The sequence below is a fragment of the Roseobacter sp. HKCC-CH-9208 genome, from assembly GCF_037805125.1.
Classification (GTDB): domain Bacteria; phylum Pseudomonadota; class Alphaproteobacteria; order Rhodobacterales; family Rhodobacteraceae; genus M30B80.
Map to the genome: position 1 here is coordinate 1,152,190 of NZ_JBBLYK010000001.1, position 23,334 is coordinate 1,175,523.

23 protein-coding genes are annotated in these 23,334 nt (G+C 55.8%); 13 read left to right on the plus strand and 10 right to left on the minus strand.

Features of this window, described 5'->3' with window-relative positions:
* Positions 1-149 precede the first annotated feature (149 nt).
* Entirely contained in the window at positions 150-1,319 is a 1,170-nt protein-coding gene (locus tag AAC621_RS05765) for a MalY/PatB family protein (protein WP_340253026.1), read from the plus strand.
* Here AAC621_RS05765 and AAC621_RS05770 read toward each other — a convergent pair whose 3' ends face one another.
* Positions 1,320-2,216: a DMT family transporter gene (locus tag AAC621_RS05770; RefSeq protein WP_340253028.1), complete on the minus strand. Its 897-nt coding sequence runs from the start codon at positions 2,214-2,216 to the stop codon at positions 1,320-1,322.
* Positions 2,217-2,428: 212 nt separating this feature from the next.
* Between AAC621_RS05770 and AAC621_RS05775 the strand changes: the two genes are divergently transcribed.
* Together AAC621_RS05775 and AAC621_RS05780 are read left to right on the plus strand one after the other, a co-directional pair.
* Positions 2,429-3,388 (plus strand): L-malyl-CoA/beta-methylmalyl-CoA lyase, encoded by a 960-nt coding sequence (locus tag AAC621_RS05775; RefSeq protein ID WP_340253030.1) that lies wholly within the window; start codon positions 2,429-2,431, stop codon positions 3,386-3,388.
* 102 nt (positions 3,389-3,490) lie between these two features.
* Positions 3,491-4,450: an acetyl-CoA carboxylase carboxyltransferase subunit alpha gene (locus tag AAC621_RS05780; RefSeq protein WP_340253032.1), complete on the plus strand. Its 960-nt coding sequence runs from the start codon at positions 3,491-3,493 to the stop codon at positions 4,448-4,450.
* On the opposite strand, the gene AAC621_RS05785 is transcribed toward AAC621_RS05780, so the two are convergent.
* On the minus strand, positions 4,447-5,160 hold the full coding sequence (locus AAC621_RS05785; RefSeq protein WP_340253034.1) for a lysophospholipid acyltransferase family protein: 714 nt from the start codon (positions 5,158-5,160) through the stop codon (positions 4,447-4,449). The two genes, AAC621_RS05780 and AAC621_RS05785, sit on opposite strands and share 4 nt — an antisense overlap.
* A complete protein-coding gene (locus tag AAC621_RS05790; RefSeq protein ID WP_340253036.1) occupies positions 5,157-5,489 on the minus strand; it encodes an FtsX-like permease family protein in 333 nt (110 codons plus the stop codon). Before AAC621_RS05790 ends, AAC621_RS05785 begins: the two co-directional genes overlap by 4 nt.
* A gap of 264 nt (positions 5,490-5,753) precedes the next feature.
* Here AAC621_RS05790 and AAC621_RS05795 point away from each other — a divergent pair, with 264 nt between their 5' ends.
* The gene (locus tag AAC621_RS05795; RefSeq protein WP_340253038.1) at positions 5,754-6,479 is read left to right on the plus strand and encodes a zinc-ribbon domain-containing protein; all 726 of its coding nucleotides are present in this window, start codon (positions 5,754-5,756) and stop codon (positions 6,477-6,479) included.
* Here the strand turns inward: AAC621_RS05795 and AAC621_RS05800 are convergent.
* Positions 6,473-8,917, minus strand: a complete 2,445-nt coding sequence (locus AAC621_RS05800) for a DUF4175 domain-containing protein (protein WP_340253040.1) — start codon at positions 8,915-8,917, stop codon at positions 6,473-6,475. The two genes, AAC621_RS05795 and AAC621_RS05800, sit on opposite strands and share 7 nt — an antisense overlap.
* A gap of 39 nt (positions 8,918-8,956) precedes the next feature.
* Positions 8,957-10,222, minus strand: a complete 1,266-nt coding sequence (gene lysA / locus AAC621_RS05805; RefSeq protein ID WP_340253042.1) for a diaminopimelate decarboxylase — start codon at positions 10,220-10,222, stop codon at positions 8,957-8,959.
* Positions 10,223-10,359: 137 nt separating this feature from the next.
* Between lysA and AAC621_RS05810 the strand changes: the two genes are divergently transcribed.
* Positions 10,360-11,346, plus strand: a complete 987-nt coding sequence (locus AAC621_RS05810) for a quinone oxidoreductase family protein (RefSeq protein WP_340253044.1) — start codon at positions 10,360-10,362, stop codon at positions 11,344-11,346.
* A gap of 3 nt (positions 11,347-11,349) precedes the next feature.
* On the opposite strand, the gene AAC621_RS05815 is transcribed toward AAC621_RS05810, so the two are convergent.
* The gene (locus tag AAC621_RS05815) at positions 11,350-11,667 is read right to left on the minus strand and encodes a DUF2834 domain-containing protein (protein WP_340253046.1); all 318 of its coding nucleotides are present in this window, start codon (positions 11,665-11,667) and stop codon (positions 11,350-11,352) included.
* 181 nt (positions 11,668-11,848) lie between these two features.
* On the opposite strand from AAC621_RS05815, the gene AAC621_RS05820 reads away from it, so the two are divergent.
* The 3 genes from AAC621_RS05820 to AAC621_RS05830 all read left to right on the plus strand — a co-directional run bounded on the left by AAC621_RS05820 (position 11,849) and on the right by AAC621_RS05830 (position 16,124).
* Positions 11,849-13,501: an electron transfer flavoprotein-ubiquinone oxidoreductase gene (locus AAC621_RS05820; RefSeq protein ID WP_340253048.1), complete on the plus strand. Its 1,653-nt coding sequence runs from the start codon at positions 11,849-11,851 to the stop codon at positions 13,499-13,501.
* Positions 13,502-13,611: 110 nt separating this feature from the next.
* Positions 13,612-15,303 carry a tetratricopeptide repeat protein gene (locus AAC621_RS05825; protein ID WP_340253050.1) on the plus strand — a complete coding sequence of 564 codons (1,692 nt, stop codon included), beginning with the start codon at positions 13,612-13,614 and terminating at the stop codon, positions 15,301-15,303.
* Positions 15,300-16,124, plus strand: coding sequence for a 4-(cytidine 5'-diphospho)-2-C-methyl-D-erythritol kinase (locus AAC621_RS05830; RefSeq protein ID WP_340253051.1), 825 nt, complete (start codon positions 15,300-15,302; stop codon positions 16,122-16,124). The genes AAC621_RS05825 and AAC621_RS05830 overlap by 4 nt, the downstream gene beginning before the upstream one ends.
* Positions 16,125-16,127: 3 nt before the next feature.
* Here AAC621_RS05830 and AAC621_RS05835 read toward each other — a convergent pair whose 3' ends face one another.
* Positions 16,128-17,129: a polyprenyl synthetase family protein gene (locus AAC621_RS05835; RefSeq protein WP_340253053.1), complete on the minus strand. Its 1,002-nt coding sequence runs from the start codon at positions 17,127-17,129 to the stop codon at positions 16,128-16,130.
* Positions 17,130-17,197: 68 nt separating this feature from the next.
* On the opposite strand from AAC621_RS05835, the gene AAC621_RS05840 reads away from it, so the two are divergent.
* From AAC621_RS05840 to AAC621_RS05850, 3 genes are all read left to right on the plus strand, one after another.
* On the plus strand, positions 17,198-17,413 hold the full coding sequence (locus AAC621_RS05840; RefSeq protein WP_340253055.1) for a putative signal transducing protein: 216 nt from the start codon (positions 17,198-17,200) through the stop codon (positions 17,411-17,413).
* Entirely contained in the window at positions 17,410-18,177 is a 768-nt protein-coding gene (locus AAC621_RS05845; protein ID WP_340253057.1) for a tRNA1(Val) (adenine(37)-N6)-methyltransferase, read from the plus strand. The genes AAC621_RS05840 and AAC621_RS05845 overlap by 4 nt, the downstream gene beginning before the upstream one ends.
* Positions 18,178-18,293: 116 nt before the next feature.
* A complete protein-coding gene (locus AAC621_RS05850; protein ID WP_340253059.1) occupies positions 18,294-18,458 on the plus strand; it encodes a YdcH family protein in 165 nt (54 codons plus the stop codon).
* A 58-nt stretch (positions 18,459-18,516) separates the two neighbouring features.
* Here AAC621_RS05850 and phbB read toward each other — a convergent pair whose 3' ends face one another.
* The 3 genes from phbB to AAC621_RS05865 form a co-directional block, all read right to left on the minus strand.
* Positions 18,517-19,239, minus strand: a complete 723-nt coding sequence (phbB, locus tag AAC621_RS05855; RefSeq protein WP_340253061.1) for an acetoacetyl-CoA reductase — start codon at positions 19,237-19,239, stop codon at positions 18,517-18,519.
* A 142-nt stretch (positions 19,240-19,381) separates the two neighbouring features.
* Positions 19,382-20,557, minus strand: a complete 1,176-nt coding sequence (locus tag AAC621_RS05860; RefSeq protein ID WP_340253063.1) for an acetyl-CoA C-acetyltransferase — start codon at positions 20,555-20,557, stop codon at positions 19,382-19,384.
* A gap of 267 nt (positions 20,558-20,824) precedes the next feature.
* Positions 20,825-21,583: an EAL domain-containing protein gene (locus AAC621_RS05865; protein ID WP_340253065.1), complete on the minus strand. Its 759-nt coding sequence runs from the start codon at positions 21,581-21,583 to the stop codon at positions 20,825-20,827.
* Between the two features lie 72 nt (positions 21,584-21,655).
* On the opposite strand from AAC621_RS05865, the gene AAC621_RS05870 reads away from it, so the two are divergent.
* Positions 21,656-22,228, plus strand: a complete 573-nt coding sequence (locus AAC621_RS05870) for a DNA-3-methyladenine glycosylase I (RefSeq protein ID WP_340253067.1) — start codon at positions 21,656-21,658, stop codon at positions 22,226-22,228.
* 80 nt (positions 22,229-22,308) lie between these two features.
* Positions 22,309-23,328 (plus strand): NAD-dependent epimerase/dehydratase family protein, encoded by a 1,020-nt coding sequence (locus tag AAC621_RS05875; RefSeq protein WP_340253069.1) that lies wholly within the window; start codon positions 22,309-22,311, stop codon positions 23,326-23,328.
* The last annotated feature ends 6 nt before the right edge of the window (positions 23,329-23,334 follow it).

Here is a 23,334-nt window from a genome sequence, read left to right on the forward strand (position 1 = left end):
AAATCTGGCAAAAACAGAACGAATATTCTAATTATACGTAAATTATAAAGACTTTGTTCTAATAAATTTTATTTATTTGGAACATATGTCCATATATATGATATATCGAAGAACGCGCCGCACATGCCGCCAAAAAATGGAAAACACCGATGAACTTTGACGAAATCATCAATCGCCAAGGCACCCATTCAATGAAATGGGATATGATGTCGTCAATTTATGGGATTGGCCCAGAAGATGGGTTGTCTATGTGGGTGGCAGATATGGATTTCCGCCCGCCCCAATCCGTGCAAACCGCGCTGCAAAACATGCTCGATCATGGCATTTACGGCTATTACGGCGATGAACGCGCCTATCGCGCCGCCATTGGATGGTGGATGGCAAACCGCCACGGCTGGGAGATTGAGCCCGACTGGATTTTCACCACCCATGGCTTGGTCAACGGAACGGCCCTTTGCGTGGATACCTATACGCAAGAGGGAGATGGCGTGGTTCTAATGACGCCCGTCTATCATGCCTTTGCCCGCGTGATCCGCGCTGCCAATCGTCAGGTGGTCGAATGCCCCCTTGCACTGATTGAAGGCAAATATCACCTCGACATCCCCGCATGGGATGCGGCGATGACAGGGCGCGAGAAAATGTTGATCCTCTGCTCCCCCCATAATCCAGGCGGCAGGGTTTGGACTGTTGAAGAATTGCAGGCAATTGCCGATTTCGCGCGTAGACATGATCTGATCTTGGTTTCAGATGAAATCCACCATGACCTGATCATGCCCGGCCATACCCATACGCCAATGGCGAAAATTGACGGGATCATGGATCGTTTGGTGATGATGACCGCGACCACCAAAACCTTTAACATTGCGGGTGGCCATTCGGGCAATGTGATCATCCCTGATGCGGAGCTGCGCAAACGCTTTGCCGCGCGCATGGGCGCATTGGGGATTTCGGCCAATTCCTTTGGCCTTGCAATGGCCGAGGCGGCCTATAGGCCCGAAGGTGCAGAATGGGTCGATGCGCTTTGCGCCTATCTTGCGAAAAACGCTGAAACATTTGATGCAGGCATCGCCAAAATTCCAGGCCTAAAGCCTATGAAATTAGAGGCGACCTATTTGTCATGGGTCGACTTTTCGGGAACTGGCATGAGCCATGAAGAATCCATTGCCCGTGTGGAAGGGGACGCGCGGATCGCCACCAATTACGGGTCAAGCTTCGGCTTGGGTGGCGCGCCATTCCTGCGATTTAATCTCGGCATGCCCCATGCGCAGATTGAAGAGGCGGTTGCGCGGATGCAAAAGGCTTTTGCTGATTTGCAATAGTCACGCAGCGCGGGCTGCACGCCCCCGCGCAAAGCGCATATGCAGCAAATATGTTGCCAGTGAGGCGACCACAATCGCACCGCCAACCATCATCAAAGGGGTCGGTGCCTCGCCCACGCCAACCCAGACAAGGATCGGGCCAAGCACGGTTTCTAACAGCATCAAAAGGCTGACATTGGCCGATGCCGTATATCGGTTTGCCAGCGTAAGCAGGAAAAAACTGGCAGGCAAAATCACCGCGCCTGTCACCAAAATCAAAAACACATCAAAGCTGCTTGCCCCGCTTGGCACGCCAAAGGCCCACCCCACCATGCCCGACACAAAAGCCCCAAGGCCCATACCGAGTAAAATTGGCAATTGATGGTGCTTGCGGATCAGAACAAAGGTCATGGCCAGAAACCCGCCCATAGACAGGCCCATCAAGCCGCCCCAAAGCGTGGCTAAATCAAAGGGCAGGCCCGCATCGGATTTGCCGAATATCGCCAGAGCAATCCCGAAAAGAACCGCCGCAATCGTCAACCATGTGGCGCGGGTCGTAGGCTCGCCCAACATCAAATGAGACAACACCGCCGAGAAAATCGGGACGGTCGCAACGCCCATCAACACCACAGTGACGGGGGCCACCGCGATGGCCACGCTGAAAAGCGCCCCATTCAGAGCCTGACACAAAACCAACAAAGCGCCTGCACCCGTGGCAAGGGCTGACACTTCAACAAGATGCCGCCCACGCGCGGCTATCAGCCAAGCCGCAATCAGCACCAAACCCATCGCCGTGCCGCGCCAGCCCAACATCTCGAACCCGCCCATACTAGACAAGCGCATCAGCAACGTATCAGGCGCGATGATCAAAGCGCCCGTCAGTGCAAGCAATAAGCCATACGCAGGATGCTGTTTCATAGGTGGCTCCACAAAATCTTTGCTTCGCCGCTATAGGCCTGATCGGGATCAGCGGCAACGGCACGGGGGTAAACGGGGTCTAATTTCCAGAAATTTCTATTTTGCCGCAGTGCAGCACTTGCGGAACTCCGCGTAATATCATACCCAAAGATCAACAAAAAACGAAACTTCCTTGCGCGACCCTAGCGCATCATCCGCCGAAGGAACATCCGATGAGCTTCCGCCTCCAACCCCAACCTGTGGCCCGCCCAAACCGTTGTCAGCTTTTCGGGCCTGGCTCGAATGTGAAGCTTTTTGAGAAAATGGCGGCCTCAGCAGCGGATGTCATCAACTTAGATCTCGAAGATTCCGTTGCCCCCAGTGACAAAGAAGCGGCCCGTGCGAATGTGATCGAGGCCATCGGTGCAGTTGATTGGGGCAAAAAGACCCTCAGCGTGCGGATCAACGGGCTTGATACGCCCTATTGGTATCGGGATGTGGTTGATCTGCTGGAAAACGCGTCTGACCGTCTGGATCAGATCATGATCCCAAAGGTGGGAAATGCCGCTGATATTTACACGGTCGATGCGCTTGTTTCAGCGATTGAAGCCGCCAAAGGCCGCCAAAAGCGGATCAATTTCGAGGTCATTATTGAATCTGCGGCAGGCATTGCCCATGTCGAAGAAATCGCCGCGGCATCGCCCCGCCTTGTCGCCATGAGCCTAGGGGCTGCGGATTTCGCGGCCTCAATGGGCATGCAGACCACGGGCATCGGCGGCACGCAAGAAAATTACTATATGCTGCACGATGGGGCGCGGCATTATTCTGATCCATGGCATTGGGCACAGACCGCGATTGTCGCCGCCTGCCGCACTCATGGCGTCTTGCCCGTAGATGGGCCATTTGGCGATTTCTCGGATGATGAAGGCTATCGCGCGCAGGCCCGCCGCTCGGCCACTTTGGGTATGGTTGGAAAATGGGCCATCCATCCCAAGCAAATCGCACTCGCCAATGAGGTGTTCACCCCGTCAGAGTCAGCGGTGGCCGAAGCGCAGGAAATTCTGGCCGCTATGGAAGACGCTAAGCGCAGCGGTGCAGGGGCGACTGTCTATAAGGGCCGCTTGGTCGATATCGCCTCGATCAAACAGGCTGAGGTGATTGTCAAACAAGCACAGATGATTGCGCAAGGCTAATCAAGCGCGCTTGTTCGTTGCATCTTTGGTCAGGCTTAGCCATATAGGCATAAGCCAGTAACGACCCATGCCGCATACGCGGCCATGCCCTGCGGAGGTGTGATGAACTATCTCGATTTCGAAAAACCCTTGGCCGAGATTGAAGGCAAGGCAGAAGAGTTGCGCGCAATGGCGCGTGGCAATTCTGAAATGGATGTCGAGGCAGAGGCAAAAGCGCTGGATAAAAAGGCGCAAGATATCCTGAAGGATCTCTATAAAAACCTCACCCCTTGGCGCAAATGCCAAGTTGCGCGTCACCCCGACAGGCCACATTGCCGCGATTACATCAACGCGCTGTTCACCGAATATACCCCGCTTGCTGGGGATCGGAACTTTGCCGATGACCACGCCGTGATGGGGGGGATTGCACGATTCAATGATCGCCCCATTGTGGTGATTGGTCACGAAAAGGGCAATGACACCAAATCACGCATTGAACATAACTTTGGCATGGCGCGGCCCGAAGGCTATCGCAAAGCCGTGCGTTTGATGGATATGGCTGATCGATTTGGCCTGCCTGTTGTCACTTTGGTCGACACCCCTGGCGCCTATCCTGGAAAAGGGGCTGAGGAACGCGGCCAATCTGAGGCCATTGCGCGGTCAACGCAGAAATGCCTCGAAATTGGTGTGCCTTTGATCAGCGTGATTATTGGCGAAGGCGGATCAGGCGGCGCCGTGGCCTTTGCCACCGCAGATCACCTCGCCATGTTGGAACATTCGATTTACTCGGTCATCAGCCCCGAAGGCTGCGCCTCAATCCTCTGGAAAGACGCCGAACGGATGCGCGAAGCCGCAGAGGCCTTGCGCCTAACTGCACAGGATTTGCAAAAATTGGGCGTCTGCGACCGCATCATCCCCGAACCAATGGGCGGCGCGCAGCGCGACAAAGCGGCAACCATCGCGGCAGTTGGTCAGGCCATCGAGGCGATGCTTGCCGCAACAAAGGGCATGGATCGCAAAAAGCTAATTTCTGCACGGCGCAAGAAATATCTTGATTTGGGCTCGAAGGGCTTGGCGGCTTAAAGCCCCGTTTCGTCCATCAGTGCATCTGAGGCGGCCTCGATCTCGCGTTCGAGATGCGCCATCACCTGCTGCACATCTTGCCCTGCGGGGATCGGTGGCAAAAACTCAACCACCGCGAGACCAGATTTGCGCGCAATGCCGATGCGGGGCCAGAACAGGCCGACATTGGTCGCCGCGGGCACACATGGCATTTTTGTGCGTTCGACCAATACGCCCACCCCAACCTTATAGGGCTTACTGACACGCGGGGCCACACGGGTGCCTTGCGGGAATATGATCAACTGCCCCTCATCGCCCATGCCCGCCAGCACGCCATCGACCATAGCTTGAATGGCCTGCCCCCGCTTGCCGCGGTCAACCGCAACACAGCCAAGCCGCGCTGCATACCAGCCCAAAAAAGGCGCGTTTTTGAGGGATTTCTTCATGATGAATCGCGGGCGCGGAAGCACCGAGGTCAGGATGATAATATCAAAAAAGCTTTGATGCTTTGAGGCCACAATCACCTCACCCTGAGGCACATCCCCCCGCACCTCTGAGCGCAGACCAACCAATAGCGCCGCCGTCCACCGCACATAACGCGCATAAAACCGCACGCCTGCCACAGCGCCTTGGCGCGAGACAATCGCCCATGGGGCGAAGGCCAGCGCGACAAACGGGATCATCAGATACATCTGACCAACAAAGATCAGGGATCTTACCCATTGGATCATGGCATGCCTCGCAAAGTTCGGAAGGCCGCAGCCTTGGTCACTTGGAAAGACACAAAAGCGATCATCACGGGAATAATCAAGGGCAAGAGCCACTCAAGACCCGAAAAGCTGAGACCCACCATAAAGCTTTGCGCGCTTGCTTGATTTGGAAAAACCAACAGCGCGCCTATCCCAAGCGCAGCGCCGCACCCGCCCCCAATCAAACTGCGCAAGGCTAATCTTCGCACGAAGGCCCCCACGATATAGGCAGCACGGGCACCAACCAACCGCAAGACGCGGATCACCTGCACATTGGCCGCAAGCGCTGCTTGCGCCGCCAAACTGACCATTGCAACCGTTGCGGCAGAACCATATCAGATCCATAGCCATAAGACACATCTTGTAATTCGATCACGAATTTCCCCAAAGCACAGCCAGCACCTTCCTTTGATGCCCGATGCTGTGTTCTGTTGCAATCGCACTGCAACAAATACTTGCGCATCACGGCCTTGGATTGCCCATGCAGCATTGCTAAATGGGGAAGAATACCGCCATATAGAGGCGTTACGCGGCCCCCGTGCAAAGATTGAACTCAAAGGGATTATACCACCCGTATGCGCCTGACTTGTCCAAATTGCGGCGCGCGTTACGAGATTGATGACGCGCTAATCCCTGCTGAAGGGCGGGATGTGCAATGTTCCAATTGTTCGACCAATTGGTTCCAGTCAGGTGCGGTTGCGGTTGACCCGTTGAGCGCAGCACCTGCAAGCCCTGAACCTGCAAGCCCCGCGCCAGAGGCCCCACGCCGTGAGCTTGACCCAAGCTTGCGGGCACTCCTGCGCGAAGAGGCGGAGCGCGAAGAGCGCCTGCGCCGCGAAGAAGCCGAAGGTTTGAAGCGGCAGGATGAAATGGCGCTGCATGACCCTGCGCCGACCAATACAGCCGCGCCAGGGCCGCGAACTCCAGAACCGCAAACCAAAGATCGCGCAACGCTGTTGCCAGATATTGAGGAAATCAACGCCTCGCTTCAGCCGCAAAAGGCTGCGCCACGCCCCGCGCCGAAACAGCAAAGCGCAAGCCAAGCAACGGCACCTGACGCAGCACGCCGCAAGGGTCGCAATGCAGGTCTATTGCTGAGCTTGGGATTGGGCATGATTGCAATAGGGGTTTACAGCAATGCCGCCCAGTTGGGCGAAGCTGTGCCCACCGCCGCGCCTTATCTAACCCAATATGTCAACGGTGTAGATGCACTGCGTGACCAAATCCTAGACTGGCTGCGCGAAACTTTGCCTGCGCTTCAGGCACAGATTACAGCCTTGATCGCCTCTTTCACTCAGTAAGGCTCAATCAAACGTCTGAGATAATCACGCTCTTGATCTGGGCGCGTGGTTTCACCCGAGCGGCGGCGCAGTTCCTCAAGCAATTCCTCTGCACGCCGCGCGGCCTCTTGGCGGGACAATGGCCCGCCTGCCACACCTGCCCCTTCGCCCCCCGTGGCGCGCCCAAGCGGGTCGGTCAATGGGCGCGCAGATCCTTGCTGCTGCCCACCTTGCTGCGCCTCACCCATCTGCGGCGCATCATCCTCGCGTGGGGTGCCGCCCTCATCGGCAAAAGCGCGCCCCAACTGATCCATACCCTCGCGCAATGCATCCATAGCGTCCGCCTGACGATCTAAAGCACCCGCCATATCGCCCTCTTCCAAAGCGCGCGCCGCATCACGCATCGCGCGTTCCGCCTCGTCTAAGCGATCCCGCGCCGCTTGGCCTTCTTCACGCCCTTGGCCCGGCAAGTTTTCTGCCTGCTCGCGCAAGCTGTCGCGCAATGCCTCTTGGCGATCGGCAAGAGATTGTTCCCCATCTTGGTCAGAAGGCTCGCCCTGACCAAAACTATCTTGGAAAGACCGAAAACTGTCATCCGCCAAACCCTGCTGTTCACGCAACGTGTCGCGCAGATCTTCCATCGCGCGTTCGCCCGCGGAACCCTGCCCCTGCCCTTGGGTCACTTCCATATTTTCAAGCATTTGTGACAAGGCATCCAGCATCGCCTGCGCCTCGGCCATGCGCCCTTGCTCCATCAACTCCTGAATTTGATCCATCATCTGGGACAGATCATTCATCGACAACTCCATCCCCTCTTGTCCTTGATCGGGGCTGTCCGTGGGGGTGTCACTGGGTTCGGCAGATTGCGCCAATTCACGGATGTAATCATCCATGGCACGCTGTAAATCTTCCATCAGCTGAGCGATCTCTTCGTCACTGGCCCCGCGCCGCATCGCCTCGGATAAGCGTTCTTGCGCTTGGCGAAGGGCCGCCAAAGCATCATCTAAATCAATCTCCTCGAGATCTACCGCCACCTGCCAGAGGATTTCCGCCAATTCATCACGGGTTTCACGAGCCAAGGGCGCAGGGGCCGCCTCTATACGGCGAATGACACTGCGCAGGGGCAAATAGGTTGCCTCATCCTCTAAATAGATCTGCGGTGCATAGGTGATGGCGCGCAAAACCTGCGCCACGCGCGGCGCATTTTCAACCGACCACAAAAGGTCACGGCGCTGTTCAATGAGGCTCGCCGCGAGCGGGTCAAAAAACCTTCGGGATGGCAAACGTGCCACCTGCAAGGTCGCCCGACCCGTTTGGCCCAAATCATCTTCAACTGTGACAGTGAGGGTCACGGGTAAGTTCGCCAAAACGGATTTGGAGAGATCTTCGATCAAGGTTTCCGAAAAAGCCGCCCGATCCCCCGAAAATGGCATCGGCAAATCAAAAACCAAATCATCGCGGGGTTCAGGCGGAACGCTCAACCCATAGCGCCGCGTCACAGCCTCTAGATCAAGCGATAGGGTGGCCACCCCGCCTAAAATCGCAAAATCATCTTCCGCGCGATAGGCAATCGCCGTTTGATCAGGGGCCTCAAGCTGCGGCGCCCCTAATATCGTGACGCTTGGGGGCGCATCAGGGGTCACGATAAAACGCCATGCTGCGTCACCAATCGCGACATCCCCTGATTGCGAGATGATCAGATCATCGGCTAAAGCACCTGTCTGATCGCCAAAGCTATGGGTGACCTCCATCGCATCTGCACTGTCATATATGCGCAAAATCAGACGCGTGCCCGTGACAACTTCAATCGCGCTTGCATCCGCATGTGGTAAATCCTGCAGGTAAAGCGTGGGCAGCCCTGTGTAACGCGGCGGCTCAACCCATGCTTCCCAACTGGGGCCTGCAGCAATCTCTGATCCTTGAGACGGTTGCACCTCACGCGCGGCGTTGCCAAAAATCAGCGCCATCGCCAAAGCGGTCAGCGCAATTAAGCGCAGCGCATAAGGATCACGGCGGGCCAAGTGTGGATCGGGTTTAATCGCCTCAAGCCCCGCAAGATCACGCTGCATCCGCGCCAAATGCGCCTCCCACAGGGCCGCAGTGCGGATTTGACCACGGCCGACCGATATCTCATCCAAATATGCGCTAATCGGGCGATGAGGGTGGCTGTGGTCAAGCCATGCAAGGGCTGCATCACGGCGGGGCCATTGAAATGCGGCAACCCCGCGCCACAGCGTTGTGACAAGTAAGCCCGCCAAAACAATCCAAATCGCAGGGTGCAAAAGAGCCGCCCCCGCGAAAACCCAAACCGCATAGCACAGCGCAACAAGGGACAAAAACGGCCAAAAGGCACCCAAGCCGCGCTCCCAGATCATGGCGGCCCATGTCAGGCGCAGAGGCCAGCGGATCTGCTGTATCACCTGTGCGGTTTTGTCGATCTCGTCCATCAGCCCCATCATCTGCGGCCTGATTCCAACCCAATCAGGCGGGTTCTGGCATTATAGCCATTCAGGAACGATATCGCGGTTGATGATTTCGTCAAACTCTGGACGTTTGCGGATGACGCTGAATTGATCGTCTTTCACCAAAACCTCTGGGATCAGAGGCCGCGTGTTATACTCGCTCGACATAACCGCGCCATAGGCCCCTGCCGACCGAAAGGCCACAAGATCCCCCGCGGCAAGTTTCGGCAGATTGCGGGCTTTGGCGAATGTGTCGCCTGTCTCGCAGACAGGGCCAACCACGTCATAGGGGCGCTGCTCGGCGGCGGCTTCTGCCTCAATCACGGGGATGATGTCATGCCACGCGCCATACATCGCAGGGCGGATCAGATCATTCATTGCCGCATCCAAGATCAAGAAATCGCGCCCCTCGCCCGATTTCACATAGATCACCTCGGACACCAAAATCCCTGCATTTCCTGAAATCAAGCGACCAGGTTCGATTTCAACCTCAACACCCAAATCCCCAACACAGCGCTTGATCAAATCCCCGTATTCAACGGGCAAAGGCGGCGCAGAATTTGACCGCTCATAGGGGATACCCAACCCACCCCCCAAATCTAGACGGCGAATATTATGCCCGTCTGCACGTAAAGCGCGCGTTAAATCGGCCACTTTGTTATAGGCCAACTCGAACGGGGCAAGGTCGGTAAGCTGGCTGCCAATATGCACATCAACCCCGATCACATCTATCGCAGGCAGGCTTGCCGCATAGGCGTAGACCTCCCGGGCGCGGGCGATGGGGATACCAAATTTATTTTCAGATTTGCCTGTGGCGATCTTTTCGTGCGTTTTCGCATCAACATCGGGATTAACACGAATGGTAATCGGTGCCGTCACGCCAAGGCTTTGTGCGACCTCGGACAAAACCGCCAATTCAGGCTCCGATTCCACGTTGAATTGCCGAATGCCACGTTCGAGAACGGTGCGCATCTCTGCGCGGGTCTTACCCACGCCAGAAAACACGATTTTCGATCCATCAACACCTGCAGCACGTGCGCGGGCGTATTCGCCACCAGACACAACATCCATACCCGCGCCCAAATTGCCCAAATGGCGCAATACCGCTTGGTTTGAGTTGGATTTCACTGCGAAACAAACAAGATTGTCCAAGCCTGCAAGCGCGTCTTTGAACAAACTATAATGGCGGGTCAGCGTGGCGGTAGAATAGAGGTAGAACGGCGTGCCAACCTGAGCGGCGATTTCGCGCACGGCAACATCCTCGGCATAAAGCTCGCCGTTGTTATAAAGAAAATGATCCATTGCCCGACCTCCGCACGGCATCTTTTGGGTGCGCCTCGCGCTTATCACCCTTGCGCGCGGTTTCAAACCCTCTCTGGACAGGTAGGGGTCTGCGCCCTAGGTTCCGTGCAACGATATTTCTCCAAAAGGAAACGCATATGAGCGATCAGGCAAAAACCATCATCATCGAGGCACATGGTGGATCTGAGGTCTTGAAATTGGTTGAACGGCCCGTGGGTGACCCACAGGCGGGCGAGGTTAAAATCCGCCACAAAGCCGTTGGGCTGAATTTCATTGATGTTTATCAACGCTCTGGCCTGTATCCAATGGCGCTGCCCCATGCTTTGGGTATGGAAGCCGCAGGGATTGTCGAGGCGGTTGGCGCAGGTGTAACCCATCTCAATGAAGGCGACCGCGTGGCCTATGCGGCGCAACCGCCCGGGGCCTATACCGAGGCCCGCGTCATGCCTGCCGCGCAAGTCTGCCTTCTGCCAGATGCGATTTCCTTCGAGGAGGGCGCAGCAATGATGCTGAAAGGTCTGACCGCGCATTACCTGTTTCGCCGCACCACCGAGATCAAGCGCGGGGATCGGGTGTTGTTCCACGCGGCGGCAGGCGGTGTTGGTTTGATTGCCTGCCAATGGGCGCGTTCCGAAGGGATCGAATTGATCGGAACTGCAGGGTCTGACGCAAAATGTGCGCTGGCGCTTGCACATGGCGCGACCCATTGCATCAACTACAGCACCGAGGACTTCACCGCGCGCACCCGCGAGATCACTGGTGGGACAGGCGTTGACGTTGTGATGGATTCCATAGGCGCCGCCACATTTGAAGGCTCGCTTGACTGCTTGCGACCCTTGGGGATGATGATATCCTTCGGCAATGCCTCAGGCCCTGTGCCGCCCGTATCCCTGGCGACATTGGCGGGCAAAGGATCGCTCAAGATCACACGCCCCACATTGTTCACCCATATCGCGGATCACGATACCTGCCAAACCATGGCGCGCGAGTTGTTCGAAAAAGTCACGGCAGGGGACGTGACAATCCGCATTGATCAGCGATTTGCGCTTGAGGAGATTTCCAAAGCCCATGATGCGCTAGAAGCGCGGGCCACCACAGGATCAACCATCCTGACGTTGGATTAAGCCTCAGACTTCGTGGCGGGAGCGCAAGAACAAATAAAGCGGCAGGCCGCAGCTGACCCCGATCCCGTAAATAGCGGGGATTGCCAAAAGCGACACCCAATCGCGCCGCGCAATCCCCTCAACCAATATCCAAACGGTCAGGGTGACAGCGGCAATGGTCAAATCCCAGACCAAACCCGATGAAGCATCATTGGCGTGCCACGCATCCACCATCGCCATAATCGACCAGTCATTCGCGGCCAACCAAGGCAGGAAATATTGCATTGGCAAAATCGTTCCCAAAATAGCAAAGCCTAGGTAGATCATTCGCAGTTTCGACATTCGGCTTCCCCTTTTGCCCATCTTCTGCGCAGCAGATAGCACGCGCGCAAGTTTTGCAAATTATTCAGTCGTAACGCGACAATATATTGTCGCGTATCAATTGACCCCCTGACCCAGATCGCGCTACCTGTTCCTGACAATTTACGCCCAGACCACCCGACTGTCGGAAGGAACGAGACCCATGGCGGATATAGAACGCGAATCCGTAGAATATGATGTCGTCATCGTTGGCGCAGGCCCATCAGGCCTATCTGCCGCGATCCGTCTCAAGCAACTTGACCCCGATCTCAGTGTGGTCGTGCTTGAAAAAGGGTCAGAGGTTGGGGCGCATATTCTGTCAGGTGCGGTGCTTGACCCCGCAGGGCTTGACGCGCTGATCCCTGATTGGAAAGCCAAAGGTGCGCCTGTTACCGTGCCTGTGCGCGAAGATAATTTCTACATACTCGGCGAAGCGGGCGGCATTCGTCTGCCCAATATGCTGATGCCACCCTTGATGAACAATCACGGCAATTACATCGTTTCGATGGGCAATGTCTGCCGTTGGTTGGCCGAGCAGGCCGAAGGCTTGGGCGTTGAGATTTTCCCGGGCATGGCCTGTTCTGAATTGGTTTATGCGGATGACGGGTCTGTTAAAGGGGTCGTTGCGGGCGTGTTTGGTCTGAATGCGGATGGCACCCCTTCAGACGGCTTTGAACCGGGTATGGAACTGCACGGCAAATATGTCTTCTTGGGCGAAGGCGTGCGCGGCTCGCTGACCAAAGAGGTCATTTCAAAATTCGCCCTTTCCGAGGGCAAAGAACCGCAGAAATTCGGCCTTGGGATGAAAGAGATTTGGGAAATTGACCCCGCTAAGCACCGCGAGGGGACTGTGACCCATACGATGGGTTGGCCGCTTGGGAATAATGCGGGCGGCGGCAGCTTTGTATATCATCTTGATAACAATCAAGTTTATGTGGGTTTCGTGGTGCATTTGAACTATGAGAACCCGCATCTCTACCCCTACATGGAATTCCAACGCTTCAAACATCATCCGATGATTGCTGAGTTGTTGAAGGGTGGAAAACGTGTTGCCTATGGCGCGCGCGCGATTTCCGAAGGCGGCTATCAATCTATGCCAAACCCTGTCGCGCCAGGTGTTGCGATTTTGGGCTGTGGCGTGGGCCTTGTGAACGTGCCGCGTATCAAGGGCAACCATAACGCAATGCTCTCGGGCATTGCGGCCGCCGAAGCGGCGCATAGCGCGATCAAGGCGGGCCGCTCAAGTGACAGGCTGGACGATTACGCCACGGCACTCACCGATGGCCCGATTGGCAAAGACCTAAAGCGCGTGCGCAACGTCAAACCGCTCTGGTCAAAATTTGGCCTTTTGGGCGGCCTGAGCTTTGGTGGTTTGGACATGTGGGTTGCGAACCTGACGGGTTTCAATCTTTTTGGCACAATGCGTCACGGCAAAACCGATGCCGCCGCAACGGGCAAAGCCAAGGATTTCTCGCCAATCGATTATCCAAAACCAGATGGGGTTTTGTCCTTTGACCGCCTGACCAATGTCAGTTTCTCAATGACCAATCACGAAGAAAGCCAACCCGCGCATCTGCGTCTTGCGGATGCCTCCGTGCCGATTTCAATTAATCTGCCCGAATATGCCGAACCTGCACAACGCTACTGCCCCGCAGGGGTTTACGAAGTTGTGGAGGAAGCGGGTAAAGACGCGCGCTTTGTGATCAATTTCCAAAACTGCGTGCATTGCAAAACATGCGACATCAAAGACCCCTCGCAAAATATCACTTGGGTCACACCGCAAGGTGGGGATGGGCCAAATTACCCGAATATGTGATTGAAAATCGGATTAATTCAGCAGGGCGCGGCATCTTTATCGGGTGTCGCGCCATTGTTTTCATCCGATCAAGCCCCTAATCTCAGTCACATATAAACGGGAGCCACCCTATGCGTCACCTGACAGCCTCAGCCTTGATCCTTGCCCTGTCTTTCGGCGGGCAAATACACAAGGCCGAGGCGCAGATTGTGAACCGTGACACAAGCGCGGGGGCCTATCTCGCTGCGCGGCATGCGCTGAACGAAAGCAACTATCGGGTTGCAGCGAATTATCTGGATCAATTGCTGGCCTTAGATCGCACGAACGGGGATTTGGCCATCAATGCGATCCTTTCCCATGCGGCCTTGGGGGATTGGTCACGAGCCGCCGAGATTTCAACCACCATCAAGGACGACAATCCAAGCCGTGAATTGGCAGATTTGGCGATCTTGGTCGACCTTTTGCAGAGAGGCGATGTTGAGGCCGCATTCACCCGCATCCGCGCTGAGCGGGGCGCGGGTCTATTGGTGGATGATCTGATTGCGGGCTGGCTTTACCTTGCACAGGGCCAAATGGATCTCGCAAGCGACAGTTTTAATGGGCTTGCGGGGGATCAGGGCCTTGCCGATCTCGCCTATTACCACTTGGCCCTCGCCCGTGGTGCGGTCGGCGATTTCGAGGGTGCCGCACAGATTTATGAGGGCGTGGAATTCAATCTGGGCGCAGCAGGATCACGCATCCTGCGGGCCTATGCGCAAACCTTGGTGCAACTTGACCGCGCGGATGACGCTGTGGCGATGTTGGACGGCGTCTTGTCCCAAAATCGTGATCTCAGCCTTGCGGCCCTGCGGGATGACATCGCGACCAATCCAACCCGGAGCTATGATTTTGTGGTCACCCCGCAGCAAGGTTTGGCGGAGGTTTTCTTCACATTGGCCGAGGCCTTAGGGCGCGAGAGCGGGCCGACCCTGCCGCTGATTTACGCACGAGCGGCCTATCACATCGACCCCAATCATCTGGAGGCTGCGCTTTTAAGCGGTGATCTGTTGGTGGAAACGGGCCAGTTCGAGCTGGCGGTTGAGATCTATGGTGCCGTGCCTGCAGATCACCCCTTAGCCCTTGAGGCAACGATTGGCCGTTCTGATGCCTTTGCCCGCACAGGCCGCAGTGATGAAGCGATCACAGCCCTGCAAGACCTGATTGCCGCAGAGCCACAGCCCTTTGCCGTTCATGCACAGCTTGGCGATTTGCTGCGCCGTGACGAGCGGTTCACCGAGGCCGCAGCGGCCTATAGCCAAGCGGTAGAGCTGATTGATCAAGAAGATCCAAGCTTCTGGTTCCTGTTTTATGCGCGCGGGATTTGCTATGAACAAACCGATGAATGGGATGCAGCCGAAGCAGATTTCCGTAAGGCGCTGCGCCTAAGCCCTGACCAAGCCTCCGTGTTGAATTACTTGGGCTATTCTTTGGTGGAACAACGCCGCAATCTAGACGAGGCGTTGACGATGATCGAACGTGCGGTCGCGCTAGAACCCGAGTCTGGCTATATCGTAGACAGCCTTGCTTGGGTCTATTTCCGTCTTGGTCGCTATCAGGAGGCAGTCGCGCCAATGGAACGCGCGGTCGAATTGCTGCCCACTGACCCGATCGTCAATGATCATCTGGGCGATGTCTATTGGAAGGTTGGCCGTCAACGCGAAGCGCGGTTCCAATGGGAACGCGCGCTGTCCTTTGAACCGACCGAAGAAGATGCTGAGCGGATCAGACTGAAACTTGAGCTCGGTCTGGATGCGGTTCAGCAACGCGAGGTCGAAGGGAAATGACCCTGCGGCCCGCACGCGCCAAGCTCAATCTGGCTTTGCATGTGGTGGGCCAAAGGGCGGATGGGTATCACTTACTCGACTCGCTTGTGTGCTTTGTTGAGGTGGCAGATTACCTTGAAATCAGCCCGGCAGAGGAGCTTACCCTCACAGTTTCAGGCCCTTTTGCCGAGGGTGTGCCCACCGATCAGCGTAATTTGGTGCTGAAAGCGGCGGGTCTTTTCCCGCGCATAAAGGGCCAAGGTGCTGCAATCCATCTGGTCAAAAACCTGCCCCATGGCGCAGGTATTGGCGGCGGGTCTGCCGATGCGGCAGCCACTTTGCAGGGGCTTGCAGACCTATGGGGATGCGATCTGCCCCCGCGCGATGCGATCCTATCTTTGGGCGCAGATGTGCCAGTGTGCCTCGAAATTGCGCCCGTTTATATGCGCGGCATTGGCGATGAAATCACCGCCGCGCCCACGCTGCCGCCGCTTTGGGCGGTTTTGGTCAATCCCAATCTGCCACTGGCCACACCATCTGTATTTGCCGCGCTGACCACCAAGACTAATCCCGCACTGTCGGCATGGCATGATGATTTTTGGACTTGGATCGCCGCGCAACGCAATGATCTACAAGACCCCGCCGTCGCCCTTTGCCCAGAGATTGGCGCTGTTTTGGCGGAACTGCGCCGCACCAAAGATATGCGTCTGGCCCGTATGAGTGGTTCTGGCAGCACCTGCTTTGCCCTTTATGACAGCGCGGTTGCCGCTGAAAAAGCCGCCGCAGATCTCGCGGCAAAAAAGCCGCACTGGTGGGTCATAACGGGCGCAGTTCTTCGTTAAGGATTATGCGATCCGCTCAACCACATAATCCGCTAAGTCGCGCATCATTTCGCGCAACGGATGGTCAGGAAGACTGGCCAAAGATGTCTTTGCGTGATCTGCAAACCGCAAGGCCTCAACGCGGGTTTCTTCAAGTGCATCATGGCGGGTCAAAATGGCAAAGGCCTGTTCCAAATCCCCTTCGCCCTGATCCCCGCGTCCAATTGTGCGCGCCCAGAATTCACGCTCGGTTGCATCGGCCTTTGCAATCGCACGAATAACGGGCAGGGTCATTTTCCCCTCACGGAAATCATCGCCCGTATTTTTGCCCATGGCCCCCGAAGCACCGCCCCAATCCAAAAGGTCGTCAACGATCTGGAAGGAAACGCCCAACGCATCGCCATATTGGGCAAGGGCCTCACGATCTGCATCACTGCGCCCGGCCAGAACGGCGCCCGACTCGGTGGCCGCCTGAAACAGGGCGGCAGTCTTGCCGCGGATCACCTGCATATAGGTGTCCTCGCTGGTGGTGATATCCATCGCGGCGGTCATCTGCAGAACCTCACCCTCCGCAATCGTTGCCGCCGCATTGGAGAGAATTTCCAAAACATCCAAATTTTGCGGCTCAACCATCAACTGAAACGCGCGCGCAAACAGATAATCGCCGACCAAGACCGAAGATTTATTATCCCAAAGCAAATTCGCAGTCGGACGACCACGGCGCTGGTTGCTTTCATCGACCACATCATCATGCAAGAGCGTAGCCGTGTGAATAAACTCTACAGTCGCGGCCAATTTAATATGGCCCTCGCCTTCGTATCCGCACAGATTGGCCGCCGCCAAAGTCAGCATCGGGCGAATACGCTTTCCGCCTGCATCAATCAAATGTGCCGTCACCTCGGGAATGCGTGGCGCGTGCCGCGAAGCCATACGTTCACGGATCAACTGATCCACAGCGCCCATTTCCGCCTCAAGATGGGCGGCCAAACGCTCATGCGGTTTTACACTGGCATGGTCTAGCGACATGAATTCTCTTTCTCCCGTGACCCGCAGCCTCTCTCGACAGACGCGATCGGGGGGCCTAAATCAAACTGATGGATGAAGTTCTACGCAGCAACGATCCAACGGTCATCGCCTTTGCCTCCGTCATCTTATCTGGCGAGGGTATAGAGGTGTTTGAGTTTGACGTAAATATGAGCCTGCTTGAAGGCTCCATTGGCATATTGCCGCGCCGATTGATGGTGCGGCGGCAGGATTTGCACAGAGCGCACATCGCATTGCGCGATAATGGTTTAGAGGTCAGCCCATGAGCGTGCCTTTCTCGGACGATGATCTGACCTGCGATGGTTTTTTGGATGGCGCGCTTCGGATCTACCAGCCAAGCACAGGCTATCGCGCCGCCACAGACCCGATCTTTTTGGCGGCAGCCTGTCCGGCGCAAGCGAGTCAATCCGTGTTGGAATTGGGCTGCGGGGTTGGCACAGCCAGCCTAGCTTTGGGAAAGCGTATTGCTGACTTACGCATGATTGGGGTTGAGCGGCAGGAAAACTATGCGCAGCTTGCACGGCGCAATGCCGACAATGCCGCCCTTCCCTTAGAGGTCGTGGTTGCAGACCTAACCACCCTGTCACGGCATCTGACCGAAACTTTCGATCATGTCATGGCCAACCCGCCTTTTTTCGCGACAGGGGATGGAACAGGGGCCAAGGATGCAGGACGTGAAGCAGCACGGCGCGAGGAAACAGGGTTAAGCGACTGGATCAGCTGCGCAAAAAAACGCCTAAAGCCACAAGGATGGCTGACCCTTATCCACATCGCTGAACGTCTGCCAGAAATATTGGCGGCCCTTCAGGCCGAGAAATTTGGCGCGATTTCCATTTTGCCCCTGCAATCCCGCGCAGGGCAAACCGCAAAGCGCGTGGTGATCCGCGCGCGAAAATTGGCGAAAACACCTGCCACCCTCTGCCCGCCCTTCGTCATTCATGCGGGCGCGGCCCATGAAAAGGATGGCGATGACTATTCGGATGCCGCCCGCGCCGTTCTGCGCCAAGGTGCGGCGATCAACTGGCCATAAGACCAGCATCGGCAAACTGCCGCGCATCATGACAGTTTTATGAAGGGAATGCGTGACACGACTCAAAATCCGTGGTGCACTGATTCTGTCGAACATCAACGAGAGGAGATTTGACCATGTCACTGAACGGACATTTGCAGCAACTCAAGAAGAAGCACGAAACCCTCTCCAAACGCGTGGAAGAAGCGCAACGAAGTCCAAGCATGGATGGATCAGAAATCCGCGAGCTGAAAAAACAAAAGCTCAAAATCAAAGAAGAAATTGCCCGCTTAGACGGCTGAACCAAAAGTAAACCGCCCCCCACCACAGTGAGGGGCGGTTTTTTCATCAGCCTCGTGATTACACGAAGAACTGCGCCCCGTTGGCGGAGATGGTCGATCCGTTGATGAACCCTGCATCATCAGATGCAAGGAAGGCCACGCAGCGGGCGATTTCGTCAGGTTCACCCAAGCGACCCGCTGGGATGCCTGCAACGATTTTCGCGCGCACCTCTTCAGGGATCGCCATTACCATTTCGGTTGCAATATAGCCGGGGCAAATCGCGTTGGCCGTAATGCCTGCGCGCGCACCTTCTTGGGCCAGAGATTTCACAATCCCCAAATCGCCTGCCTTGGTCGCGGCATAATTCACTTGGCCGAACTGGCCCTTTTGGCCATTGATCGAAGAAATCACAATGACACGGCCAAATTTGCGTTCGCGCATTCCAGGCCAAATCGGATGAACCGTGTTGAACACACCCGTCAGGTTGGTGTCGATCACCTCATGCCATTGTTCGGGCGTCATTTTGTGGAAAGGCGCATCGCGGGTGATACCCGCATTGGCGACAACAACATCAATTGGGCCCAGATCAGCCTCAACCTTGGCGATACCCGCAGCGGAATCTTCGTAAGAGCCAACATTCCATTTATAGGTTTTGATGCCTGTGGCTTTGGTGAATTCCGCAGCTTTCTTATCATTGCCCGCATAGGTTGCAGCAACCTCATAGCCTTCGGCCTTTAAACGCTTGGATATTGCCTCCCCAATGCCGCGGCTGCCACCTGTTACTAATGCTACTTTTGCCATATCTTCCTCCGATCAGGCCTAGATCTGTGTAACGCTGCTACGATAGATGTGCTGCGTGCGCAACATTGTTTCGCATATGATTTTGCGGATGCAAAAAGGGGCGCCCGAAAGCGCCCCTTGCGAAATACCCCAATAAGTTACCTCAGGGGCGTTCAAGGCACATGGCCACGCCCATGCCGCCGCCGATGCACAAGGTCGCCAGACCTTTTTTCGCATCACGGCGCTGCATTTCGAACAAAAGCGTGTTCAGGATACGACAGCCAGACGCACCAATCGGGTGGCCAATGGCAATCGCGCCGCCATTCACGTTCACAATATCAGGGTTCCACCCCATATCCTTGTTCACAGCGCAGGCCTGCGCAGCAAAGGCTTCGTTGGCTTCAACCAAATCAAGATCAGCAGCAGCCCACCCCGCTTTGTCCAATGCCTTACGTGACGCATAGATCGGGCCAACACCCATGATCGAAGGGTCAAGACCTGCAGTGGCATAAGAGGCAATGCGCGCCAATGGGGTTAGACCGCGCTTCTGCGCTGCTTCTTCTGACATCAACAACACCGCGGCAGCGCCATCATTGAGGCCCGAGGCATTGCCCGCTGTCACAGAGCCATCCTTTGCAAATGCGGGACGCAAGCCTGCCATCGCTTCGACTGTTGCGCCATGGCGGATATATTCATCGCTATCGACAACGGTTTCACCCTTACGCGTTTTCAGCGTAACAGGGGTGATCTCATCCACGAATTTACCTGCCTTTTGCGCCGCCTCAGCCTTGTTCTGGCTCGCAGCCGCAAATTCGTCCTGAGCCTCGCGGCTGATTTGCCATTGATTGGCGACATTCTCGGCGGTCTGGCCCATGTGATAGCCATTAAACGCGTCCCACAAACCATCACGAATCATTGTGTCGATATAGGCCAAATCACCCATTTTCTGGCCCTGACGCAGGCAGGCTGCATGGGGGCTCATCGACATATTTTCTTGACCACCAGCGGCAACGATTGCAGCGTCACCCAGCATGATGTGCTGTGCCCCAATTGCGACTGAACGCAGGCCCGAACCGCAGACCTGATTGATGCTCCATGCGGCCGCTTCCTGTGGGAAACCTGCATTAATATGCGCCTGACGCGCGGGGTTCTGACCTTGTGCCGCTGTCAAAACTTGCCCCAAAATTGTCTCGGACACTTCGGATTTATCAATCCCTGCACGGGCCACAATGGCCTCAAGCACAACGCGCCCAAGTTCATGGGCAGGCGTATTTGCGAATGATCCCAGAAAACTACCTACCGCTGTGCGTGCAGCAGAAACAATCACCACGTTGGTCATTAGACGTCCTTTCCTGACCTATCCCTGCCGACCCCGCGGCGGAGAGGAGAGGGCCGCGGGGCCGAAATTCTTTTCTCCGGTTTTAGTGATAGGCCTTCATCGCTCAACCGACAACAGACTATGTTGTCGCGCTTGCTAGACATCTGCGCAATTGACAGATTAACGCGACCCAGGGCGCACCCGCCGTGGCGCAGCAAAAGAGGGGTGAATAGGGGCGGTTTCATTCAGCCACGGCTTTTCCAAACTGGGCACGGCATATACATATCCTTACAACCCATCAAAGCCCGCCCGCGACAGCCAATCGGCATCGGCAGGGTTCTCAATCCCTTCCGCCACAATCAGCATATCAAAATGGCGTGCCACGGATTGGATCGCAGAACATAAAACCTGATTGTCGGGATCATCGGCGACATGCGCCACGAATTGCGCATCAACCTTCAGAATATCAAACGAGAAGTCCCGCAAATAGCGCAAGGCAGTATTCCCTGCCCCAAAATCATCCAAGGCAAAGCTGACCCCCTTCGCGTGCAGATCCCGCATAAACGGCGTCACCAATTCAGGCATCTGCATCGCGCTTGTCTCAGTGATCTCAAGGATCAAACGTTCCAAATCTTGCAGATGGGCAGCAATATGAGCGGCCAGAATTTTATGAAATGGCGCATAGCCGATAGAGCGGGCTGACATATTCACCGCGAGACGCAGATGCGGCGCTTCACGTATCGCTGCAAGCCCCATCGCAAGGGCCGCGCAATCCAGCCTGCGGCCAAGTTCTGTGGCCTCAACCTCCATGATAAAATCGCGGGCGGGGATCAGCCACCCCGCCTCATCAAATAAGCGCACCAACCCCTCGTAAAAGGCAGGGCCTTTCCCATGGGCCCGCATAATCGGCTGAAATGCCAAGGCGACATCCCCCCGCCTCAAAGCCCCTTCGAATAGGGCGATTGCCCCGCGCCGCATATCGGTCATGGCAACCGCGAAAGGGCTGGCCAAATCAGGATTTGCAAAATCACTGCGCGGCACGGTCATGGTCATCTCCTATTGCTGCCTTGTAGATGTGCCGTGCCAACTCTTAATGTGAGGTGAACAAAAGGGCAGATTATGGATGATCAAACGATAATTCGCTGCGCATGGTGTTTGGGCGATCCCGACTATATCGCCTATCACGACCAAGAATGGGGGCGGCCCCTCTATGACAGCCGCGGGTTGTTTGAAAACTTGTGTCTTGAAGGGTTCCAAGCAGGCCTAAGTTGGATCACGATCCTGCGAAAGCGCGAGAATTTTCGCGCTGCTTTTGCAGGGTTTGATCCCCATGCACTTGCCAAATGGGGTGCAGCGGATATTGAGCGATTAATGCAAGATCAAGGCATCATTCGCCACCGCGGTAAAATTGAGGCCACCCTTACAAATGCACAGGCCTATCTCAAACTTGAGGCTGAGGTTGGCTTTTCAAAATTTATCTGGGGTTTTGTGGATCACACCCCGCAGATAAACCGCACCCAAACCCTTGGTGATGTTCCAGCACAAACCGCAACCTCGGCGGCGCTGTCCAAGGCCCTAAAGCAGGCAGGGTTCAAATTCTGCGGCCCCACAACAGTTTATGCCTTTATGCAAGCCAGTGGGCTTGTGAATGACCATTTTGCAACCTGTGCCTTTGCGCCAAATATCACATAGCCCCCAAAAGCGCGGATTTGTCTCTTGGAGGTTCAAGGCTTTCCCTGTTAGGAATCCCAAACGACAATCGAGGACATGACATGGCCACACGGCGCGCTTTGGTAACAGGTTCATCTGGTTTTATCGGGTTTCACCTGTCGCAGCGTCTCTTGGCCGATGGGTGGGAGGTTCTGGGCCTAGATGCCATGACCGATTACTATGATGTCACCCTCAAAGAACGCCGCGAGGCGATGCTGAACCAGTCGCCCAATTTCCACGTTGTGCATGATCGGGTTGAGGGTGCGGGTGTCATGGATGGGCTCATGGCCGATTTCCATCCTGACGCGGTGATCCACCTCGCCGCGCAAGCGGGGGTGCGTTATTCCATCGACAACCCCGAAAGCTATGTCGAAGCCAATTTGATCGGAACCTTCCGCGTGCTTGAGGCCGCGCGCCATCACAAGCCCGCACATTTACTGATTGCCTCGACCTCCTCCGCCTATGGCGCGAACGAGACGATGCCCTATACCGAAACGCAAAAATGCGACACACAGATGTCTTTCTATGCGGCAACCAAGAAATCCAACGAAGTGATGGCGCATTCCTATTCCCATCTCTTTGACATCCCCACCACATTGTTTCGGTTTTTCACGGTCTACGGCCCATGGGGCAGGCCTGATATGGCGCTGTTCAAATTCACCAAGGCGATCCTCGAAGGTAAGCCAATTGATGTCTACAACCATGGCGAGATGGCCCGTGATTTTACCTATGTCACTGATTTGGTTGATGGGATTATGCGTCTGATTGATGCCATCCCGACCCGCCCCAACGCGGCTACTGAGATTGCTGAAGGCGATAGCCTTTCACCTGTTGCGCCCCATCGCATTGTGAATATCGGAAATTCACAATCAGTGCCTTTGATGGAATTCATCGCCGCCATAGAAGCGCGTCTTGGGATCGAGGCGCAAAAGAATTTCATGGATATGCAAGCAGGCGATGTGCCTGCCACATGGGCTGATGCGAGCCTTTTGATGCGCTTAACAGGCTACAAGCCACAAACCGCAGTGCAAGACGGGGTTGCCGCGTTTGTGGACTGGTATTGCGATTATTATCGATGCTAGGACGAG

Excerpts from the sequence above, each read along its gene's own strand:
- AAC621_RS05765 (WP_340253026.1), top strand. The coding sequence starts at position 150 with ATGAACTTTGACGAAATCATCAATCGCCAAGGCACCCATTCAATGAAA.
- AAC621_RS05770 (WP_340253028.1), bottom strand. The coding sequence starts at position 2,216 with ATGAAACAGCATCCTGCGTATGGCTTATTGCTTGCACTGACGGGCGCT.
- AAC621_RS05775 (WP_340253030.1), top strand. The coding sequence starts at position 2,429 with ATGAGCTTCCGCCTCCAACCCCAACCTGTGGCCCGCCCAAACCGTTGT.
- AAC621_RS05780 (WP_340253032.1), top strand. The coding sequence starts at position 3,491 with ATGAACTATCTCGATTTCGAAAAACCCTTGGCCGAGATTGAAGGCAAG.
- AAC621_RS05785 (WP_340253034.1), bottom strand. The coding sequence starts at position 5,160 with ATGATCCAATGGGTAAGATCCCTGATCTTTGTTGGTCAGATGTATCTG.
- AAC621_RS05790 (WP_340253036.1), bottom strand. The coding sequence starts at position 5,489 with ATGGTCAGTTTGGCGGCGCAAGCAGCGCTTGCGGCCAATGTGCAGGTG.
- AAC621_RS05795 (WP_340253038.1), top strand. The coding sequence starts at position 5,754 with ATGCGCCTGACTTGTCCAAATTGCGGCGCGCGTTACGAGATTGATGAC.
- AAC621_RS05800 (WP_340253040.1), bottom strand. The coding sequence starts at position 8,917 with ATGATGGGGCTGATGGACGAGATCGACAAAACCGCACAGGTGATACAG.
- lysA (WP_340253042.1), bottom strand. The coding sequence starts at position 10,222 with ATGGATCATTTTCTTTATAACAACGGCGAGCTTTATGCCGAGGATGTT.
- AAC621_RS05810 (WP_340253044.1), top strand. The coding sequence starts at position 10,360 with ATGAGCGATCAGGCAAAAACCATCATCATCGAGGCACATGGTGGATCT.
- AAC621_RS05815 (WP_340253046.1), bottom strand. The coding sequence starts at position 11,667 with ATGTCGAAACTGCGAATGATCTACCTAGGCTTTGCTATTTTGGGAACG.
- AAC621_RS05820 (WP_340253048.1), top strand. The coding sequence starts at position 11,849 with ATGGCGGATATAGAACGCGAATCCGTAGAATATGATGTCGTCATCGTT.
- AAC621_RS05825 (WP_340253050.1), top strand. The coding sequence starts at position 13,612 with ATGCGTCACCTGACAGCCTCAGCCTTGATCCTTGCCCTGTCTTTCGGC.
- AAC621_RS05830 (WP_340253051.1), top strand. The coding sequence starts at position 15,300 with ATGACCCTGCGGCCCGCACGCGCCAAGCTCAATCTGGCTTTGCATGTG.
- AAC621_RS05835 (WP_340253053.1), bottom strand. The coding sequence starts at position 17,129 with ATGTCGCTAGACCATGCCAGTGTAAAACCGCATGAGCGTTTGGCCGCC.
- AAC621_RS05840 (WP_340253055.1), top strand. The coding sequence starts at position 17,198 with ATGGATGAAGTTCTACGCAGCAACGATCCAACGGTCATCGCCTTTGCC.
- AAC621_RS05845 (WP_340253057.1), top strand. The coding sequence starts at position 17,410 with ATGAGCGTGCCTTTCTCGGACGATGATCTGACCTGCGATGGTTTTTTG.
- AAC621_RS05850 (WP_340253059.1), top strand. The coding sequence starts at position 18,294 with ATGTCACTGAACGGACATTTGCAGCAACTCAAGAAGAAGCACGAAACC.
- phbB (WP_340253061.1), bottom strand. The coding sequence starts at position 19,239 with ATGGCAAAAGTAGCATTAGTAACAGGTGGCAGCCGCGGCATTGGGGAG.
- AAC621_RS05860 (WP_340253063.1), bottom strand. The coding sequence starts at position 20,557 with ATGACCAACGTGGTGATTGTTTCTGCTGCACGCACAGCGGTAGGTAGT.
- AAC621_RS05865 (WP_340253065.1), bottom strand. The coding sequence starts at position 21,583 with ATGACCGTGCCGCGCAGTGATTTTGCAAATCCTGATTTGGCCAGCCCT.
- AAC621_RS05870 (WP_340253067.1), top strand. The coding sequence starts at position 21,656 with ATGGATGATCAAACGATAATTCGCTGCGCATGGTGTTTGGGCGATCCC.
- AAC621_RS05875 (WP_340253069.1), top strand. The coding sequence starts at position 22,309 with ATGGCCACACGGCGCGCTTTGGTAACAGGTTCATCTGGTTTTATCGGG.